Annotated in this window: 13 protein-coding genes; 10 read left to right on the top strand and 3 right to left on the bottom strand. The window is 44.1% G+C overall.

Features of this window, described 5'->3' with window-relative positions; genetic code table 11:
- The first annotated feature begins 4 nt into the window (after window positions 1–4).
- The 4 genes from ACSQ8O_RS15760 (at window position 5) to ACSQ8O_RS15745 (ending at window position 4,243) form a co-directional block, all read left to right on the top strand.
- Window positions 5–994, top strand: a complete 990-nt coding sequence (locus ACSQ8O_RS15760; RefSeq protein WP_436242471.1) for a sugar phosphate nucleotidyltransferase — start codon at window positions 5–7, stop codon at window positions 992–994.
- Window positions 991–2,283 (top strand): UDP-glucose dehydrogenase family protein, encoded by a 1,293-nt coding sequence (locus ACSQ8O_RS15755; protein WP_436242470.1) that lies wholly within the window; start codon window positions 991–993, stop codon window positions 2,281–2,283. Before ACSQ8O_RS15760 ends, ACSQ8O_RS15755 begins: the two co-directional genes overlap by 4 nt.
- Before the next feature lie 27 nt (window positions 2,284–2,310).
- Window positions 2,311–3,264, top strand: a complete 954-nt coding sequence (locus tag ACSQ8O_RS15750) for an NAD-dependent epimerase/dehydratase family protein (protein ID WP_436242469.1) — start codon at window positions 2,311–2,313, stop codon at window positions 3,262–3,264.
- Between the two features lie 436 nt (window positions 3,265–3,700).
- Window positions 3,701–4,243 (top strand): hypothetical protein, encoded by a 543-nt coding sequence (locus tag ACSQ8O_RS15745; RefSeq protein WP_436242468.1) that lies wholly within the window; start codon window positions 3,701–3,703, stop codon window positions 4,241–4,243.
- Between the two features lie 302 nt (window positions 4,244–4,545).
- Here the strand turns inward: ACSQ8O_RS15745 and ACSQ8O_RS15740 are convergent, their stop codons facing one another.
- The 3 genes from ACSQ8O_RS15740 to ACSQ8O_RS15730 all read right to left on the bottom strand — a co-directional run bounded on the left by ACSQ8O_RS15740 (window position 4,546) and on the right by ACSQ8O_RS15730 (window position 11,139).
- Window positions 4,546–6,420 (bottom strand): LTA synthase family protein, encoded by a 1,875-nt coding sequence (locus tag ACSQ8O_RS15740; protein ID WP_436242467.1) that lies wholly within the window; start codon window positions 6,418–6,420, stop codon window positions 4,546–4,548.
- A 195-nt stretch (window positions 6,421–6,615) separates the two neighbouring features.
- Complete coding sequence (locus ACSQ8O_RS15735; protein WP_436242466.1) at window positions 6,616–7,656, bottom strand: S-layer homology domain-containing protein; 1,041 nt, start codon at window positions 7,654–7,656, stop codon at window positions 6,616–6,618.
- Between the two features lie 165 nt (window positions 7,657–7,821).
- A complete protein-coding gene (locus ACSQ8O_RS15730; protein ID WP_436242465.1) occupies window positions 7,822–11,139 on the bottom strand; it encodes a discoidin domain-containing protein in 3,318 nt (1,105 codons plus the stop codon).
- A 371-nt stretch (window positions 11,140–11,510) separates the two neighbouring features.
- On the opposite strand from ACSQ8O_RS15730, the gene ACSQ8O_RS15725 reads away from it, so the two are divergent.
- The 6 genes from ACSQ8O_RS15725 to ACSQ8O_RS15700 all read left to right on the top strand — a co-directional run bounded on the left by ACSQ8O_RS15725 (window position 11,511) and on the right by ACSQ8O_RS15700 (window position 20,594).
- Complete coding sequence (locus ACSQ8O_RS15725; protein ID WP_436242464.1) at window positions 11,511–12,830, top strand: extracellular solute-binding protein; 1,320 nt, start codon at window positions 11,511–11,513, stop codon at window positions 12,828–12,830.
- A gap of 74 nt (window positions 12,831–12,904) precedes the next feature.
- On the top strand, window positions 12,905–13,780 hold the full coding sequence (locus tag ACSQ8O_RS15720; RefSeq protein WP_436242463.1) for a carbohydrate ABC transporter permease: 876 nt from the start codon (window positions 12,905–12,907) through the stop codon (window positions 13,778–13,780).
- Between the two features lie 19 nt (window positions 13,781–13,799).
- Complete coding sequence (locus tag ACSQ8O_RS15715) at window positions 13,800–14,675, top strand: carbohydrate ABC transporter permease (RefSeq protein WP_236291182.1); 876 nt, start codon at window positions 13,800–13,802, stop codon at window positions 14,673–14,675.
- Between the two features lie 40 nt (window positions 14,676–14,715).
- Window positions 14,716–16,488, top strand: coding sequence for a sensor histidine kinase (locus tag ACSQ8O_RS15710; protein ID WP_436242462.1), 1,773 nt, complete (start codon window positions 14,716–14,718; stop codon window positions 16,486–16,488).
- Window positions 16,469–18,052, top strand: a complete 1,584-nt coding sequence (locus ACSQ8O_RS15705) for a response regulator transcription factor (protein ID WP_436242461.1) — start codon at window positions 16,469–16,471, stop codon at window positions 18,050–18,052. Before ACSQ8O_RS15710 ends, ACSQ8O_RS15705 begins: the two co-directional genes overlap by 20 nt.
- Before the next feature lie 31 nt (window positions 18,053–18,083).
- Window positions 18,084–20,594 (top strand): beta-mannosidase, encoded by a 2,511-nt coding sequence (locus ACSQ8O_RS15700; protein WP_436242460.1) that lies wholly within the window; start codon window positions 18,084–18,086, stop codon window positions 20,592–20,594.
- Window positions 20,595–20,671 lie beyond the last annotated feature (77 nt).

Raw genomic sequence — 20,671 nt, 5'->3', positions numbered from 1 at the left:
GCTTATGAAAGGATTAATTCTCTGTGCAGGCAAAGGTACTAGACTCCAACCTTTTACCAATATAAAACCTAAAGGTCTGCTTCCAGTGGCGAATAAACCCTTAATTCATTATGGTATTGAAAAGCTAGTGGAATTAGGCATCGACGAGATCGGAATTGTAATTCGGCCCAACCTTCATCCCATGTTTATGGCTGAAGTAGGTGCTGGCGAAAGGTGGAATGTAAACATCACATATATTTTTCAAATTAATCCTTTGGGTATTTCAGACGCTGTAAAACACGCTGAGTCATTCATGAATAACGAACCCTTCATACTGCTTCTTGGGGATAATTTGATTACCCAAGATCTTCATGGCTTATGTCACGCCATTACACATGATAACCATGATGCAGCCATTCTTCTAAGAAAAGTGATGAATCCAAAGCAATTTGGAATTGCCCAAGTGAATAAAGATCGAATTATTGGTCTGGAAGAAAAGCCTTCAGAACCCAAGTCTGATCTTGCGGTTCTGGGGAGTTATGCGTTTAAACCAAGTATATTTAAAGCTGTACATGCGATCAGTCCCTCCGCCAGAGGCGAATACGAAATTACAGATGCCATTCAGTGGCTGATTCATCAACAATATTCGGTCACCTATCAAACAACAGATAAAAACTTCTCCGATGTTGGAACTATGGAAGGCTGGCTGGAAGCGAATAGGTGGATGCTAAAGCAGCTAGAGGAGGAAGGTTTGTTAAAGACTCCATCAGAATCTGAATACCCAGGAACTACAATAATCCCACCTGTATGCATCGCCCCTAGTGCAGAATTGATTAATTGTGTGATCGGGCCTTACGTGACGATCGGCCCCAATGTCAGACTTGAAAGTTGTATAGTAGAAAACAGCATTTTGCTAGAGTACGCCATTCTTAATCCTAACCACTATCCAATGACGAACTCGATTATCAGTCCACAGTCGGTGTTTGTGCAAAAAGACGGAGGGTCAGGAAAATGAACATATTAATTATGGGAATGGGATATGTAGGCGTTACAACTGGATTGGTATTTGCAGAACTCGGCTGGCAAGTTACAGGGTTAGATACGGATACTATAAAAATTCAAGCATTGTCAGAAGGTAAATTATCCTTTTATGAACCAGGACTGGATCAGTTATTAAAAAAACATATTGCAACTGGTAAAATCAATTTTATATCCTCTTCAGAAAAGGGGATTCGTGAGAATAACATTATTTTCATATGTGTCGGTACTCCTTCCGATAAAGATGGAAGCGCTGATCTTCAGGCTGTTCGCGGGGCCGCCCAAAGTATTGGCACTTACATGAATGACTATAAAATTATTACTGTGAAAAGCACAGTTCCTATAGACACAAATCGTAAATTAGTCGAGTGGGTCAAAGAATCTCAAATCCATCCCCACCCCTTCGATGTTGTTTCTAACCCCGAGTTCCTTCGGGAAGGAAGTGCCTTGTTTGATTCCCTGAATCCGGATCGCATTATTATTGGAAGCGATAATGAGCAAGCTGCAAATGTTATTCAATCCTTATATGACAGCATAAAAGCCCCCATTTTTGTGACCAAACCTCGAACAGCGGAATTGATCAAATATGCATCGAACGCCTTCTTGGCAACTAAAATTTCCTATGTCAATGAATTAGCAAGACTCTGCGAATCGTTAGAGGTCAATGTTACCGATGTCACCAAAGGAATGGGAATGGACCAACGAATAGGTCCCCATTTTCTAAAAGCTGGGATCGGTTATGGCGGCTCTTGCTTCCCGAAAGACAGTATGGCTCTCTTATATACAGCGAAAGAGCAACAAGTTGAGCTGAGCATCCTTGAACAAGTTGTTGCTGTCAACAACTCGCAGTCTTCATACTTTTTGAACATATGGGAACAAAAGCTAGGTGGATTTAGAGGCAAAACCATTGCCATTCTCGGCATTTCCTTTAAACCAAATACGGATGATTTAAGGGAAGCACCCGCACTATCCATTATTCAGCAATTACAGCATAAGAAAGTGAACCTCAGAGTTCACGATCCCATTGCCAAACTGCCTGAAGCTCTTCGCTCGGATACGACACAACAATTCGAAACACTTGCAATCACATTGCAGCAGTGCGACGCAGTCATCCTTTGCTCGGAATGGAAAGCGTATCGGGAGGCAGATTGGCAGCAGTTAAAATCACTTATGAAAGATTATTATATTTTTGATGGAAGAAATACGCTGGTCGGCAAAGAAATGACCAAGCTAGGCTATGCTTACTATGGCATTGGAAATAGATAATCGCTCTAAGATGGGAGGTTTACTGGTATGAAAATACTCGTCACAGGCGCAGCTGGGTTTATCGGATCTCATCTTTGTGAAAAACTTCTCCAGGATCCAAGCAACGAAGTCATTGGATTGGATGCTTTTGTTCAGAAATCACCAACCCCAGTTCTGGTAAGGGAATATAACCTTCGTTATTTACTGCCACATGCTCGATTCACTTTCGTTAATCAGGATCTGTTGCATGTTCCGTGGTCGGAGATTCTTCCTGGTGTAGATGTTGTCTACCACTTGGCCGGAATGCCTGGCGTGCGTTCTAGCTGGGGAGAGGATTTCAAAACCTACGTCACCAATAACATCGAAGCGACTGGGCGGCTGCTAGAAGGCTGTCGTACGTATCCTATCAGTAAAATCGTGTATGCATCGACATCCTCCGTGTATGGTGAAAAAACGAATCAAGTGAATGAGGCCGCTACGACGGTGCCACTCTCGCCATACGGGGTCACCAAACTCACTGGAGAACAGCTCTGTAAGGTTTATGCTACGAAAGATGATCTCCCTATCGTTATTTTGCGATTCTTCACTGTGTACGGTCCTAGACAGCGTCCTGACATGGCGTTTCATCGGTTTATCCAGCATATTCGGCAAAACAAACCCATCCCTATCCACGGGGATGGTCTCCAAACTCGCGACTTTACATTTGTTGGCGACTGTGTAGAAGCCATTGCAGCAACGGCCCATGCAGCGAATATCATTGGCGAAACCATCAATATCGGAGGCAAAGAACGTGCCTCTGTCCTTGATTGCATCGCAATTCTTGAAGAGCTTTTTGATCGAAAAATAGACAGGCAATTTCTTGGCAAGGCCTCCGGAGAACCTCGTCATACCTGGGCAGATATCAGTAAGGCACAATCCCTTCTCGGTTATCAACCGAAAACCGATTTACGAACTGGATTACAAGCCGAAATCATGGATTTATCTCAGACTCCTTATTTATAAGGAGACGCACATTAACATAAAACTGGATTTTCTACATTTAAGGGTTTGTAGAAACATCCAGTTTTTCTGTTGAAAACATCGACTATCTCCAGACCGCGTTCTACATAAATTCGAAATTTGGACAAAAAGTTGACTCATTTAACGCCGCGAAATCCATTTTTTTGTAAATAAAGGTAGAAATCATTCATTTTAAACATTTCACATCCAGTTATTTGAAAATATCAAATCTAATCCCCCTTCAAATCGTCACAATTACAAGCGTTTCCATCACTTTTATTAACGTAAATCAGCATTTTCCTGCACATCCACACTCTCTCACGGTTGCATTTCCCGCTCTTATCGTTTATATTTTTATCTTGCTGGCTATCCTATTAGCATAGAATTCGGTTTTTTTAACAATATAAGCCAGTACATAAATGATGATGAGGTGTACCCAATGACATTGAAAAAAACAGCTGCAGGGCTTCTTATACTAACGATGGCAGTTACAGGCGCTGCTTGTACTTCCAAAGATTCTACAACTTCTCCGACACCTGCTGCGACAGCAACAGTAGCTCCACAAGCAACAGCGGCTGTAACCCAAGATGCAACAAACATGAAAGGCTATATCGCTGCTAGAATTGCACGTGAAAAAGTAGATTACTTATTCGCTGAAGCCAAGTCAGCAGACGGCGCTTTCGTCGTTAATCCGATTGCTGCAACAGATAAAGAGACAGCTAAGAAGTTTCTTGCTAGCTACGTCGATGCCACAATGCTTGATACGTTAGTGAATCATTATGTAACAGATAAGAAGGCTGGTACGACTTATTTAACAAACACGAAATCGTACTTCACTTCCAATATTTTAGAGTCAAAAAAAGAAGAAATTACTTTCGATAAAGCAAATACGCCTGAACTCGTGAAATTCACGACAAAAGATGGCGTTACGTATACAACGAAAAAAGCAAACGACAAATACCTTCTTTCCGAAGTGAAATAATACTTTCACATCACAATAGCCCAGCCCTTAAGAATGAGGGTTGGGCTTTCTTTTTTAACTAACTAATCTTCCCAAGTCTCCTCTACTTAAATGGGGATATTCTATTCCTCTTTGCAGCTAATATCGAGGATTTTCATCGATAATGGTATATCCATGAAAATTAACTACATTTTTTCCATTTAATTTAAATTTTCAGCCTAAACGAAACAATTTAGATGTACATTTTACAGTTAATCAATTGCCTCCCCCACGCCACTCACACAATAAAGAGCTAAGCATCCGCTTAGCTCTTCTTACTTTATCTATTCCTTAAAATAATTGCTCTCGTGCAGCCAATCCGCGATTTGGAACGATCGCAGAATATGATTTTTCTCCGCATCCTGTGGCTCGCCAACCAACGTACCGTTGTTAAGAATAGTGAAATTTCGATTCGTATTCACGAGGATTTTGCCCATCGCGGTTGACTCGAATTTCGCTTTATCTACGCCCATCAGATAGGCAAGTGTAGGTAAGGTGTCGATTTGCCCCCCGATGGTGGGAATCTTCTCCCCTTGCATCCCTTTGCTGTAAATAAGGAACGGGAGCTGCAGCGAATGCGTTCTCCAGGCTTCATTTTCTAAGGAAGGAATCGCGTCAACTTGATCTTGATAGTACTTATGCACACCAGTATGATCCCCATATATGGCAACTACGGATTGATCTAACACCCCTAATTGATCCAACTTGTCTAGGAATGCACCAATCTGCTTGTCTGTGTAATTGATTGCTTGAAAGTAGGCACCCATGATCGTCTTATCCAAGCTTGGATCAAGATGAAGCGATCTCGTCTTCGCCGGTAAATCGAAGGGGCCATGGCTAGACAATGTAATGACATGCAGCATGAATGGGGATTGGACATTTGTCATTTTGTCCCCAAGCTGTCGGAGATAAGACTCATCCGACAAACCAAGACCGACGGTATCGTCTTCCTTATATTTCCGCAGATCCCAACTCGTTTGGTACCCGATATTGTGATGAGCCTCAACCCAGTTCCAGCTCCCCGCTGGTTCCGAATGTGTGGAAATCGTCTGATAACCCATACCTTCCATCAGCTTTGGCAACGAATTATAGGTGTTGGTTGGATACCGGAAGAAATTCGCACCCGATCGAATAGGGAACACCGATGTCGTCGTCAGCAAATCGCTATCTGAACTCGTCCCATTGTTAACTTGCTCATAGAAATTGTTGAAATATAAACTATTTCTTAGTAAACGGTTTAAGTTCGGTGTAATTTCCTGCCCGTTCACCTTTTCACCAATAACGAAGTTTTCAAGTGATTCTACCTGAATGACAATCAGATTCTTCCCTTGAAACATACCTTTGTAGTTATTATCCGGAAGGCTTTCGGCGTTCCCTTTAAGCCACTCCTGCACTTCTGTACGTTCTTGATCTGCAAGCTTGATACTGTTCGATGCACCGAACAGCCGTATTCCATCATACAGATGATAGCCAATCGGTGACATATCTGACATCGATTGAAAAGGAGCCCAGCTCAGATTAAAGAACATCATCTCGCCCTTCGATGTATTCTTAACATCAATACGATAGTGTTCGTAGGAAACAACACCCACAGCAAGGATAATCAGCAGCGCCGCCAGAATCGGCTGCCTTTTGTTTTCACGTCGGCGCGATAGAATCGGTGTGTTTCTAAAGCGAAAAAGTGCAACCGCAGCAATCACCACAAGATCCACAAAGAACCATAAATCAAACGCGCGTATAAATGTCCACAGATTATAATCGAGAGGATTAAATCCATTGGGATGAGCAAGAAAACGAAGGGATAGAAACGCTGCATAGGCTCTGTAATAGACTAAATCGCAAAACAATACTAAACTAAACAGCACCTGTACACAGAGCAAATAGTTGCGACGCCCTCTTTTTTTGAAGAAGAGTCCAAACGCGACGACAAATACGATGAACATCAGATGTGACATGACAGGTGGGATGGTAAAATACATTTTACCAATATTAATCCCCGCCATATCGGGTGCATGAAGAGCTGCCAGCAAGAGCTGGGACTTCCATAGAATTGCAAAGAACGTATACACGGTCAGCTTTTCGCTGCTCAGGACTAACCGAAGAACATGTACAATCGTGTTACGAATGGTCTTTCTTTTATAGGATGATAATTGCAGCAAAAACGGTTCACCTCATACCTCTTGATTTTAAGCCGATTTCCCCATTTTACCACAAGTTATTCGCGTATGTTGCTTACAAATATTGCAATCTAGCGACAAGCAAAGGGAAATAAACCGCTCTCCACATAAAAAAGAACCTGAGACGAGTGCCCCAAGGTTCTTTCAACTGGTACGTTCTCCCATAACAACTAATCGTCACTTGATATAAGTTAACAAATTATAGATCAGTACTGCAGCTTGAGCACGATTCGTCGTCTCCTTTGGAAACACCTGATTGTCGTAGCCATGGACCAGCCCTATTTTAACCAGCGTAGCAACACTTGTGAACGCATAATCAGATAATAGCGAGACGTCTTCAAATATGGTTAGATCAGATTGATCTCCTGTCTGGATGAGATGATTAGATATGCGTAATGCGCGATCTGTGAGCACCATCATATCCTCTCTCGTAATCGAAGCTTTAGGATGAAACTGATTCATTTCGTCTCCTTGCACAATGCCCAACTCTCTTGCAATAGCTACGGGCTGTGCATAATAAGCATCAGTTTCAATATCATCAAATAGTTGGCCGACAGTCCCCATCAAGCCAAGCGCTCTCATCAAAAGCACAAGGAAGTCCGCACGCGTCACCGCCGAAGCAGGACTGAACTGCCTCTCACCGGTGCCATTCACGATGCCTTGGGATGCCAAATCTTCAATCGCCGCCACGGCCCAATCGAAGGAATCAAGATCATCGAAAGCATAGGGATGATGTATCGTAAGTGTGGATCTCGTATTGATTTGCTTGGTAATATTACCAAGCTTAGAATCTACAATTTTCACACTGCTTAGTGTAAGTTCATTGTTCCCAATCTGGATCGCTTGAAAATGCAACTTGAATAAAGATTGCTCACCTTCTAATCCTTTCCCTTTTCCAACCTTTGTATGCGCAATCTGAATATGTGTGTCCTTTACAATCGGCGGAACAGAGAACCCAGGTGCATCAGATTTGGCATCTATGAATTTTAACCTTGTAGGATCATACTCCAAATTAATTTCGAAAGCATATACGTCGATTAATTGATGTCCCGAAATGAGCACTTCAATGGTATCGCCATAATTCGGCATTTGTGAGGAAACCTTCATCGTAAATGTGCCTGACTCATCGGCCTCAGAGGCCCAACTGGTTGTAGGAAGAATCCAACTTATGAAGAGTACTAGTACGAAGCTTATTTTCATCCATTTTCGCAAAACCATGTTCGATTTCCTCCCTCAGCAATCAGCACTCGGTATTCAGAACTCAGAACAATTATCCATCTATGCAAATGTAAGATCGCCCGCCATGAAACTATACGAAATGTATCATAGCGGGCGATGTGGATCCTGCTTAACCTTGCTTACACCTTATTGAAAGATTCACCCTTACTGTTGCAAAATGCGTTGTGCTACCGCAGCCAAATCAACCAGATCCACTTTGCCATCCCTGTTGAAGTCAGCTTTCTTGAACTGTGCCCAATCTGTATCTGTGGATGTTTTGCCGTAAGCCGCTGCTACGTTTGCCAAATCTACGACGGAGAGGACCCCATCATTATTCAGATCGCCTGGATCGCCAACGTATTTCAACGATTCAAAGACTTCTATAGCTTGTTGCAGATTCGCAATCGCTTGCGTCACTTGCGGTTTCGTGACAGCTGGATTCGCAGCAACACTTCTTGCAGCGTCGATCGCAACCAGCAGGGCAGCTTTTGCGCCTGGTGCGTATTGACCACTGCTGTAGCCTTCTGTTGCGGCATCATACAAGGATTGCGCCGCTCCAATCTTGCCATTCAAGATCGATAGATCGACAATCGCTTTCACCAGAATCACTTCGGAAGCTGAGCCGAGGTTCGTTGCCGTCTGCAAATCAGCTAAAGCTAGACTGTCTAGTGTGATCGTTGTGGACACATCGTCACTTGGCGTTAACGCTTTCCAGTGAAGTGTCATCAATGGTCCATTGACATCTCCAGCAACCAAATTCGCTGTCAGAATGCGGATATGTCCCGCTCCAACCTTTTGACCAATGATCGATATGGCAGGATTCAAAGATTCCACCGAGTCAAATTCAAGCAATCCTGTGTCATAAGACAATTGAATATCTTGCGCATATACGCTGGAAACGACATCAGACAAATTTATTGTAGTGTCAAAATTTTGCCCGCTTGTGACTGTTGTAGGTCCCACTATGGCGGCTGATGGCGGTACGGAACCGTACACTCTTACCTCATGAACAGACCACCAACTGGAATTCGTTCCGGTTTGAACCACCTTGAAGTACCTTGCCACCTGTGGAGCAAAATCAATGGAGATAAGCCTGTTGCTACCCACTCCCGTCGCGATCGGACTCCCCCAAGTCACACCATCATTGGATACGTATAACGCATATCCCCGTGCATAATCATTATTGCTTCCTGTGGAATCCATCTCGATGTTATTGATACTCGTGGGTACCTTCATATCAATAGTGAACGATTGCTCTGGCGTAGGTGCCATTGGCTTGCCCGCGCTCCAACGTGTCCCCATATCGCCATCAATGAGATGTGCCGCTGGATCCGCTGATGTCGAGGTCGCTGTCCAGGCGGAACGATCTAAGGCTCTCTTCGGCGTTGTTACACTTAGCGCTGCACTTAACGCGGAAACGTTATTTCCTCCATCCTTAGCTTTCACCGTGTAGCTGTAAGTTGTCAGTGGTTTTACTGTTGTATCCAAATACTCAGCCGTTGTTGTTTGGCCAATTAACGTCCCATCACGATAAACTTCATAACCTGTGACATTGAGGTTATCTGTTGAAGCCGTCCACCCTATTTTGACACGATCATATGCAGCCGTCTCTTTGAGGACCAAATTCGTTGGCACACTTGGGGCTTCCGTATCCCCTGCATCTGTTCCATAGAAGTTTATAGTCTGCCTTTGAGCGCTGCCAGATGTCCCATACACACGACCGCCGATCCCATTAATGATGTGTGTGATTTCACTGCCAGCTGTCCCATTTAACCAAATCGTTGTCGCATGATGAATTTTGACGCCCGCCGCATTCGGTACTTCAATGGCATTCTCCAGCTTCACCGCTGCATCTCGGAAATAGGAGTACACGCCAAGTCCCCAAGCTTCATGTGTCGTGACGGTATCAGCTACTTTATAAGAGGCATATCCATTCTTGCTTCCGTCCATCCATGCCGCTTGATTCGGAACATCATAAGGAATCTCGGACTGATAGAAGTAAACGCGACCGCCGTTCCCATTCCATAGGGTCTGATACTCATTGTGATGCTCATTAAATAAACCGTATAAGGTCACATCATCACCATTCACGATGAGGCCATTGGTCGAAACATTCTCTGTCCAACCGGCACCAGCACCGTGGTCTGCCCGCCACATCCAGAAGTGATCGCCGATAATGTCATCGCTGTTAATGGTCATTTGCGCTTTATTTTGACCAACGACAGCGCCTCCAGTACGGAAGAATAAGTCATGCAGCGATGTTGGGTTAGCTGCGTGATCTAATGAACTGCCCGTTGGTCCAACTTCCAAAAGAGAAGAGGTAGCATTAGGCCCTGCCTCATACAGCAATCCTGCCAGCTTTACGCCATCCACATCAGCAATCGTCATCGCTGGTTTATCTGTCGTTGGAATTAGCGTTGGCATCCCGATGCCGAGCACAACTGTATTCGCATTATTGATACGAATTGTATCATCAATGTGATAAATTCCCGGCGTAAATAGCAAATTCTTGCCATTCGCCAATGCAGCATTGATATTCGTAGCACTCGTTGTTGCCGGTACATCCGCGCGAACAATGTAGAATTGATCGATACTAATGGAATCTCCTGGTGTTGCGCCATTCGCCCAGCTTGCCCCTTTCGTATTCTGAGAAAGTGATGGGACGAATACTTGATATTCATTAGCATTGTTGATATAGAGATACGGCTTCTCTCTTATGACTGGTGTGTTCTCGACCACTGTATAAGGCGGATCCGGGAAGTTCCCTGTTGGCGTATTCTTGTCACCGACGAACACCATGTTCCAAACCCCATTGGACCAACTCGACCACTGACTGTTCCGCGAGAACCATTGTTGCTGTGAAGCTGGTGTTACTTGACCATCTACGATGGAGTCCGCAAGAAAGCCGCCACTTGCCCATCCAGCGCCCCACCCTGAATCAAAATCGAACAAATTTAATTTCCCTTTAATATGTAAACGCCTAAGTGGTGCTGCTTGTGAAACCGCGATTTGTGTTGTACCTGCTGAGAAATGAGCTGGCGCTGGCGGTGTATAATTGAAAGTCGGATTAATGCTCAGATTCTCAATCCCCCGCCAAAAATTACGTGTCGCATTCCCATTATCCCAATCCGCATTCACATTCAGTCCACCATTGATCAATACATCATCTGGATTGAGCCCAAGTCCTGAAGCTTGTGTGTTAAACCCAATAAAGTAATTGCCATTATATGTTCCCGGTTTAAAAAGAAAGGCATCTCTTTCCGTACCAAATTCATTGGACTCCTGTCTAGTGAATACCGCATTCACAGCACTCTGAATGTCAGCTGCAGGCATATCAGGATCGAATACATACACATTTGGTCCAAAAATCGATGAATTGGCATCACCGATTGGTGTTGCTGCACTTGAAACACCAGGACTCCACAAACTAAGAACGATTGCCATCATCGATACAGATGAAACCATTTTTTTCAAACTACGCATTGTATACCTCCCTTAGATTTAGAAACGATCTATCCTGCTCCACATTCTATTGGTAAGCGATTACATAATTGCTCCGATCACCCTCTCGTTTTACAAAGTAGGATGCTGACTCGTAGTTGGTATCTCCATCATAGAAAAATACGGATCGTAATGAAAGCGGTAAACTTAAGAAGATTAGGAGAGTTACTTAAGGTATTGGGATATTTTAACTAAAACGACGACCTTGCCTTATTCTACCTTACTTATGGATATGCTGAAGAATAGCAGGTCGATATCCGATCATTTTCTACCCTGGTCCTTATCCTGTTCACCTTACGAAACATCCGAAAATCCTTAGAATGAAGTAGAGTCAATCAATCAGGAGGTCGAACATGAAAAAACTAACACTTATCTCTACAGCTTTACTTGCTACAACAGTTCTTGTATCCGCATGTGGAAACGGCGAAGAAGCTGCTCCCGCAGATAAAGGTACTTCCGGTGAGAAAGTAAAGCTTACCATTTGGCACAACTGGTCTGGTCAAGATGCGAAAGCTGTTGCTATGCGTAAAATTCTAGATGATTTCCAAGCTCAAAATAAAGACATCACGTTGGAAATTGAAGGTCTTCCAACTGACGGTTTGAAAACGCGACTGAAGACTGTTGCAGCAGCCAATGAAATGCCTGATCTATTCGTGATGTGGCCAGATGCGATGACGAAGGAATTCGTTAGCGGAAACTTGCTGCAACCGATCAATGAGTTCTTGGACAGCAAACCAGAATGGAAAAACAATTTCATTCCAGGCGCTTTGGACGGATATACGGTAGATAACAAAATCTATTCTGTACCTATGAACCTATCTCCAACTTCCTTTATCTATTACAATAAAGCGCTTCTTGATCAATACAAAGTTGCTGTTCCTAAGACATGGGATGAGCTAATGGCTGCGGTGAAAACGTTCAACGACAACAAAATCATCCCAATCGCGCTGGGTAACAAAGCAAACTGGGCTGCCCAGTCCACGATTTTCAGCGGGTTAGCTGATCGGATGACGGGTTCAGACTGGTTCCTTAAAGCCGCTAAGCAAGATGGCGTGAAGTTTACAGATCCTGAATTTATTCAAGCCTTGAAAAAACTGCAAGAGCTAAGCAATGCCAAAGCGTTCCAAGACGGCTTTAACAGTATTGATCAAAACCAAATGAGACAATTGTTCTATCAAGGTAAAGCTGCGATGTTCATCGATGGTGGTTGGGCAATGGCTGATGTCGTTCAAAATGCACCGAAAGATTTGCTTGCCAACACACATATCGCTTTAATGCCATCCATCGCAGGTGGTAAAGGTGATCCTCAATCCACTTCTGGTGTTGTTGGAACTGGTCTTGGCGTTAGCAAGAAACTTACTGGGGCTAAGAAAGAAGCCGCTCAAAAATTGTTCTACGCACTATCTGGTCCTGATGGTCAACAAGCAACGTTGAACAGCTCCACATTGGTTAGCTACAAAATTGAACTTGATCCTTCAAAAGCAAACCCGTTATTCGTTGAACTCAATGACCTTATGAAAACAACAAAAATCACACCGGTTTATGATGCTAAACTAAGCTCCGCTGCAGTTGAAGTTATCAATAACGGTCTGCAAGAGCTTCTAATGGGCGGAAGCGCCGAAGCGATTGCTAAGAAAATTCAAGACTCACAAGCTGCGTCACTAGGTAAATAATACGTTATCGTACAACCAGCCCTCCACATCTGTGGCAGGGCTGGCTAATTTCATACATGAAGGAAGTGAGATTGATGAATGCTGCTTACGTCCGCAGGTTTGTTTTTATGAGCCTTGCCCCTGCGATACTTGTTTATGCCTTATTTGTGTTTGTCCCTGTTCTCTGGTCAGGCTATTATAGTTTCTTCGACTGGAAAGGAATTGGTACGGCGAAATTTATCGGTTTGAAAAACTATGTAGAAATTATTCATGATCCTATTTTTTGGACATCCTTAAAGAATAACCTTATTTTTCTTGTTGTTGCTGTGTTCGGCCAACTGCCAGTTGCTCTCATCTTGGCCATTCTGCTGCATAAAAGCAATGCGCTGCAACGGTTCATCCGTTCTGCCGTTTTCGTTCCGATGGTCATGTCCTCGGTCGTTATCGGAATGATCTGGCAATATATTTATCATCCGCAAATCGGTATTCTGAACCTTCTTCTCGAGAAGCTAGGGTTAGCGTCCTGGAAGCTGCAATGGTTATCAGATCCTAAGATTGCGATCTTCGCATTGGCTCCTCCTCTGATTTGGAGTTTTGTCGGTTTATATCTCATTATTTTCATCTCTGCTTTTCAAAATATTCCTGGTGAAATTCACGATGCTACACAAATCGATGGTGCTGAAGGAGCACGCAAATTATTCTCCGTTACGCTACCAATGATGTGGAGTACTGTACAAATTGCCATTATCCTATGTATTTCTGGTAGCTTGAAATCCTTCGATCTCGTGTATGTCATGACCAAGGGCGGACCTGCTCACGCAACTGAGCTGCTCGCTACGTATATGTATAATTCGACTTTTTCCTCATATCGATATGGATTTGGTAGCGCCATTTCGACAACAATCGTCTTGATCTCCCTTATTTTCATTGGAATTAGCCAATGGGCAACAAGTCGTAAATCCAAAGTATAACGAAAGGAGGAAGCTGACTATGTCTTCTATTCCCATTCAAGTAAAATCAACCGCGACAACTCGCAAGTTCTCATTTCAAGGATGGAAACAAGGCGCACTATGGACGTTCTTAACCCTGTATGCGATTCTCACGCTATATCCGTTGTTTTGGCTCGTTATTTCCTCATTTAAAACGAATAGTGAATTCTTTAATCATCCGTTCGGGCTGCCTCAAGTTTGGAAATTCTCGAATTACGCAACTGCATGGAAAGCATCCAAAATGGGTACGGCTTTTCTCAATTCGGTTATCGTCTCGCTGGTCTCACTCGCACTTACGCTATTTCTGAGTTCCTTAGCAGCTTATGTATTAGCGAGAATCAAATTCCGCTTCAAAGGCATTATTCTTGCATTTTTCGTCATTGGGATGTTGATCCCTATTCATAGTACGTTGGTTCCTTTGTTTATACTTATGAAACAAATCGGACTATTGAATACGTACTGGGCACTCATCTTGCCTTACACGGCTTTCGCATTACCGACTGCCATCTTCGTTCTTACCGCTTATTTGTCTTCGGTACCCAAAGAAATCGAAGAAGCTGCCTATATTGATGGAACGAGACTTTGGGGAGTATTCTGGCGTATCATGCTGCCAATCTCACTGCCAGCCCTATCGACAGTCGTCATTCTAAGCTTCTTGCATTTCTGGAATGACTTCTCGTTCGCCCTTGTTTTTATTAGCAAAAGCAGTTTAAAAACGTTACCGTTAAGCATTGCTAATTTCGCTGATGGCTATCAAACGGATTACGGTTTAACACTAGCCGCTATGACGATCGCTGTTATTCCAACAATCGCCGTATACTTGGCCTTCCAAGAACAAGTTATGAAAGGTATGACCGCGGGAGCTGTAAAAGGCTAATTAACTTTAACGATCCAGACAACGAGTTAGGAGATGACACGTGTTGCGCGAGTGGTTCGGCTATTCTTTACAGCGTAAGCTATCCTTCATTATGCTTGTCACAACATTAATCCCCCTCTTGTTTCTGGGTACCTTCGCTTTTACAACATCATCGGATATTACCAAAGATAAGGCTCAGCAAGCAGGCTTGAATTCACTCGCTCAAATGGAAGCCAAATTTCAATTCATCCTGAAAGATGTTGAGAATATCTCCATTTTCCTCATCGGGCAACGGGACATTCAATCATATTTGAAGAGAACCGATGAGAACTTGGATGCACAGGCACAAATCCTTGGGTTAATGACGAATCTGGTATACACCAAGGATTACATTTCAAATATCACTATTTATCCCAGCAATAACACGACGCCTCTGTCTACCTCTACGATCTACAACTCGAGTTTGGATAAGGAGATCACGATTAACCAGATTACGGACAAGATATGGACGGGCTTATATCACATTGAGAATTATTTGGGGAAACGTGACGTGTTTTCCTTTATTCGACCCATACGCGCTATGAATACCTTCCAAACACTTGGTTGGCTATCGATCAGTGTGGATGAGCAAGTGCTATCTCGCATTTGGTCTGTTCCACAATTAGCCGATGGCTATGGTCAAGTCGCTTTGTTGAATGATCGGAATGAAATCATGTCTTCAACCTCCAAGAGTTGGCTGTCACAAAAAGCCGATAGCTTGTTCCCTGGCATAATGGATCGCGTACGTGGCCATTCTTCCGGTGTATGGACGTCAGGTACCGGGAACACACAACAGAACATTCTATTTTATCGAGAACCGATGATCAACTGGACGATCGTTGGCATTATTCCATCGAAGCTATACAGTGCTCAGAATCGGTACATTTTGCAATTAACAGCTGTTGCTGTGGCGCTTTCCGTTCTTACGAATGTGTTTCTCACCATATTCGTTATTCGCAAGGTCACCACGCCTCTCGGATCATTAACCCGGTTGTTAACTAAAATCAATCCGGATGAACCTTTACCCCTCTATCCGGTCTACACATCAGATGAAATTGGGCGATTAGCAGGCAGCTACAATTTGCTAAGCACACATATCGAAGCCTTGAAAAAGCAGCTCATACACAATGAAACGCGTAAAAAAGAAGCAGATATGCGCGCATTGCAAGCCCAAATCAATCCGCATTTCCTCTATAACACGCTGTCTTCGATTCATTGGATCGCTTTGCTCAATGAAGAAAATCGCATTGCAGAGATGGTCGGTGCTTTAAGTGACTTCTTGCGTTTCAGCTTGAATAAGGGTAAAGAATATTGCAAGGTCTCTCAGGAGCTAGCCCATATTCGCAATTATGTGCAGGTGCAATCCATCCGTTTCCCAGATGAATTCACTGTGGACTACGTGGTTGACGCCCGACTAAGTGATTCGTTCATGCTGAAATTGTTGCTTCAACCATTGGTTGAAAATGCGATGATTCATGGCATTCAAATGAAAGAGGAACCAGGTGTCATTTCCATTTATGTCGAGCTTAAGGGCAATTCGATGTATGTCAAGGTGATGGATGATGGTATTGGGATGACCGAGGAACGGCTACGAGAGGTCACTGAAAGTTTATACCCTGCTGAGGAAACGATAGCAAATGATGCAAGTTATGGGCTGCGTAATGTGCATGAGCGCTTGCAATTGCATTACGGGCTTGATTCGGGGATTAAGATCGAGAGCCGATTAAATGAGGGTACGTGTGTGTCATTTTCGATCCCAGTTTTGGAGGATAACCATGAAAATCTTGATCGTTGATGACGAGGTCATCATCCGAACAGGCTTGGCCAAAGTTATTAATTGGAAAGAGATCGGACTCGAGCTGCTTAAACCAGCTGTTTCCGGTGAAGAGGCGCTGCGCCGCATGCCTGAGGAACGTCCGAATATTTTATTAACGGATATCCGAATGAAGCACATGAATGGGTTAGAACTTGCCCTTAAAGCGAAAGAAATCATACCCGATATCGAGACGATTATCTTATCTGGGTACGATGATTTCATGTATACACAGCAAGCGATTCGGCAAGGTGTCAGCGACTATCTCTTGAAATCAAGTCGGCCTGAAGAGATTATGAAAACCGTCCTCCAAGTCAAACAACGCATTGAAGATAAATGGAAGCATCTCAATCAGGATCAATATAAGAACAAAGAAGTTCGCAATCGTTTGTTTGAACGCTGGATCATTGAGGGGGAAACCGCCGCCGTCGATGCAGATATGCTGCCGGACTACCTTCCTCGCTTATTTCTCTCACATGAGCATGAGCAACCCAAATTTCAAACCTACGTTGTCACCGCTGAAGGATGGGGAGAAACAGCATCGGAGATATCACTGCTGCTTTTCGCAGTAGACAATATGCTGCACGAAATATTGCGATGTGAAACGTTGATTTACAGGCAGCGAATTGTCGTGGCGCTTCCGAAAACAAGTGCATCCGACTTCTTCGATCATCCTGATTCTGCGAAGCAAAAGATCGAGCGGCTGCTCAAATGTAAAGTCAGTATATCCGTCGGCGAAGTCGTTCAGCAACAGTCCGATTTATATAAGTCGTATGTCACGGCGGACTATGCTTTTAGTTATAAACATCATCTCGATGAATCTATTCTGATTTATACAGACATTGTTAGGCGTAAAGGCGGCAAAACAGTCTGTACGCACGAGGAGGAGCTAGAACTCTCTTCGATCTTGTTGGAGGACGACTCCGTCGCATTGAAGAACTGGGTTCAGCGTTATTTGCAATCCGAACTCAGCGACCCTCACATGACGATCGAATCCCTTGAATCGTTGGTTCGTTCAGCTGCCCTTACCGCACATCGTTGGCTTGAACGTATATTGACCGCAACGGGGCGTCATGGTGCACTCGATGACCAAAACATCGCCTTCGTTGTCAAACGGGATATCGTGCTGAAGGACGCCTTATTTCAATATTTATTGACCCTTATGGAGCTGTATCATCATCGCCTAGGTGGAGGACAAGCCACACATACACAGAAAGCAATGGCCTACATCCATGAGAATTTGGGGAAAGATGTTGGGTTACAGCAGGTAGCGAAATATGTGCATCTGCATCCGAATCATTTGAGCGAAGTTTTTAAAAAGGAAGCAGGTATTACGTTTGGTGATTATGTGACACGACAAAAAATTAATCGTGCCATGGAAATTCTAACCGTTTCCCCTGCCAAAATAGCCGATGTCGCAAGCTCCGTCGGATTTGAAGATATTAAATATTTCAGCCAAGTGTTTAAGAAATTCACTGGCAAAACGCCGAGTGAGTTCCGGGAGGAAGCAGTCCTTCATCCTACTGCTCCACCTCCAAAATTGTAACAATATCATGGTGTACGAGGAGAAATCACAGATGGAATTATCAGGATTATGGCGATTGCAGCAGTTCGAAGTAGGACAAGTTCGACCACTTGAAGTCGCGGCAGCATGGCTAGATGATCGTTTCTGGATTACAGCGAAAGTTCCCGGGGATGTCCATTCCGCCCTCATTGAACGAGAATTGATTGAGAATCCGTATTTCGGTCATAATGACGCGAAAAGCCGCTGGATCGAACAGAAAGAATGGTGGTACCGCCACTCCTTCAATTATTCATTAGGAAATGTGAACGATGAGAAAGAGAAGCATGAACTTACGTTCGAAGGTCTTGATACATTTGCTACGATCTATGTGAACGGCAAAGAAATCGGAACAACAAACAACATGCTGATGGCACATACCTTCGATGTTACCCGTGTCATTCAAGATGGTAAAAACTCCATTGCCGTGAAGTTTGATCCTTTGCATTTGCATAATAAGGATAAAGAATTGTTCCAATGGTCTTCTTATACGAAAGAGCGCCCTTGGCTCCGCAAAGCTGCAATGAACTTCGGCTGGGACTGGGGTCCGCGTATGGTCACGGTGGGGATCTGGGGCAAAGTATTTATCGAGCGTTACCGCCGCGCGAAGCTGGACAGTGTTTTTGCAAGAACACGCACGATCCGTGATACTGGGGCTGAAGTCCAAGTGGATGTCGACGTAACCACACTTCGCAAAGGTGTACAGAAGTCGTGTGACATTCGTTTAGTGGATGCGACAGGTCAAGTTGTTGCTTCTGCGCAAGGGAATGTGCAGTCTTCCGAATCGTTTACTTTAAATGTCGCTGATCCACAACTTTGGTGGACTCATGACCTCGGCAAGCCTTACTTGTACGAGTTGGAAGTAGTTCTATATGCTGACGGTGAGCAAGTGGATGCGTATCGCAAACCGTTTGGTATCCGTACGATTGAGCTGCAAGTGAAGGATGCGGAAGGTCAGAATGCCTTTGCCTTTGTGCTAAATGGCGTCAAACTATTCGCCAAAGGCACGAACTGGATCCCAGCTGATCACTTCATCGGTAACATTCCCGATCAACGCTATAGGGACTTAATTGATCTTTCAGTTACTTCGAATCAGAACATGCTTCGCGTATGGGCAGGTGGCATCTATGAGAAGGATGTCTTCTATGAAGAGTGCGACAAGCGGGGCGTGCTGGTTTGGCAGGATTTTGCCTTCGCGAATGCGTTGTTCCCGGATTTCAACCGTGACTTTATGGAGAATGTCCGCAGTGAGGTGATCTACAACATCAAGCGCTTGCGTAATTATACTTCCCTTGCACTTTGGTGCGGGAACAATGAAATTGACTGGCTGTATGATATGAAATCCGCTGGCGGCGACATCAACTGTCCGTTCTATGGGGAAATCATTTACCACGAGCTGATTCCTGATGCGCTTGAGCAGCTTGATGACAGTCGTGCTTACTGGCCATCTTCCCCATTCGGGGGCAATGATGCCAACGATCCTGATGTCGGCGACCGCCATAACTGGCAGGTGTGGCACGGTTCCGTTTACCCACGTCAATTCGGTGATGTGCCTTTGCTGGATTACAGTATTCAAGGCGTCACGTTCAAAAACTACAAAAAAGACTTCACCCTTTTCAGCAGCGAATTTGGTATGCATGCCTCAGCTAATCGTTACACATTAGAGAAGAACATTCCAAACGGCCAATTCTACTGGAACAGTGTTGAAATGGCTTATCGCAACAAAGATACCAATCACCAAAAGGGTATTCTGCTCATGGAAGGATATACCGGTATTCCGACCAACATTGAGGAATATATGAACTTCTCCATGCTGACACAAGCCGAGGGCCTGAAGTATGGTATCGAGCATTATCGTCGGAACAAACACCGTACAAGCGGTTCCCTCATCTGGCAATTGAACGATAGCTGGCCAGGCACGAGCTGGTCGCTCATTGATTACGAATTGCTGCCGAAGGCTTCCTTCTACTATGCGACGAAGTTCTATCACCCGCTTCTGCTCTCGATAGATCATGAGCCTGGGCAGAACTTGAACGTGTGGGCTGTTAACGATACGTTAGCTACGTTACAAGGGCAAGTTCACGTTACCGTTTATAACTTCACCGGAGAAATCGTGTTTACGCATACGTTCGATGCTGCTGTAGAGGCGAACACAGCGATTCAGTTGGGAAGTCTGCCAGAAGCTACCGTCTTAAATGGCACAGCTGCGGAGGAGGTTGCTGTCCGCGTTCACACGACAGACTGGGCTGCGCCTGATAATCTTCATTATCTACGTGATCAGAAAGATCTTCAGTTCCCGACAACTTCGCTTAGCGTGAACGTCGATGCAGAGTCGCAAGCTGTGCAGATTACCGCTAATGGTGCACATGCCCGCATGGTGAAGCTGGATCTGCCACAGGGTAACATTCGCTTCAGCGACAACTTCTTCGATCTACGTGCTGGTGAGCAAGTGATTGTACAGATTAGTGATCCAACTGGTGCCAAAGTAGATTTGAGTCGTTTGAGTGTAAGTGCAATGAATTTATAAAAACAAATAGAGACTAATCATACTTAAAATCTGCTATTATGCTTCTCTTTCTCAAAATATATATCAGCGTATAAAGA

Source organism: Paenibacillus sp. LjRoot56, assembly GCF_964253335.1.
GTDB classification, from domain to species: domain Bacteria; phylum Bacillota; class Bacilli; order Paenibacillales; family NBRC-103111; genus Paenibacillus_E; species Paenibacillus_E allorhizoplanae.
The sequence above is the reverse complement of the archived record's forward strand: the minus strand, read 5'-3'. Positions and strand labels throughout refer to the sequence as shown.

Bases quoted from the DNA above. Each gene is read 5' to 3' on its own strand.
- ACSQ8O_RS15705 (WP_436242461.1), top strand. From the start codon at position 16,469: ATGAAAATCTTGATCGTTGATGACGAGGTCATCATCCGAACAGGCTTG.
- ACSQ8O_RS15715 (WP_236291182.1), top strand. From the start codon at position 13,800: ATGTCTTCTATTCCCATTCAAGTAAAATCAACCGCGACAACTCGCAAG.
- ACSQ8O_RS15700 (WP_436242460.1), top strand. From the start codon at position 18,084: ATGGAATTATCAGGATTATGGCGATTGCAGCAGTTCGAAGTAGGACAA.
- ACSQ8O_RS15730 (WP_436242465.1), bottom strand. From the start codon at position 11,139: ATGCGTAGTTTGAAAAAAATGGTTTCATCTGTATCGATGATGGCAATC.
- ACSQ8O_RS15745 (WP_436242468.1), top strand. From the start codon at position 3,701: ATGACATTGAAAAAAACAGCTGCAGGGCTTCTTATACTAACGATGGCA.
- ACSQ8O_RS15760 (WP_436242471.1), top strand. From the start codon at position 5: ATGAAAGGATTAATTCTCTGTGCAGGCAAAGGTACTAGACTCCAACCT.
- ACSQ8O_RS15720 (WP_436242463.1), top strand. From the start codon at position 12,905: ATGAATGCTGCTTACGTCCGCAGGTTTGTTTTTATGAGCCTTGCCCCT.
- ACSQ8O_RS15755 (WP_436242470.1), top strand. From the start codon at position 991: ATGAACATATTAATTATGGGAATGGGATATGTAGGCGTTACAACTGGA.
- ACSQ8O_RS15750 (WP_436242469.1), top strand. From the start codon at position 2,311: ATGAAAATACTCGTCACAGGCGCAGCTGGGTTTATCGGATCTCATCTT.
- ACSQ8O_RS15735 (WP_436242466.1), bottom strand. From the start codon at position 7,656: ATGGTTTTGCGAAAATGGATGAAAATAAGCTTCGTACTAGTACTCTTC.
- ACSQ8O_RS15725 (WP_436242464.1), top strand. From the start codon at position 11,511: ATGAAAAAACTAACACTTATCTCTACAGCTTTACTTGCTACAACAGTT.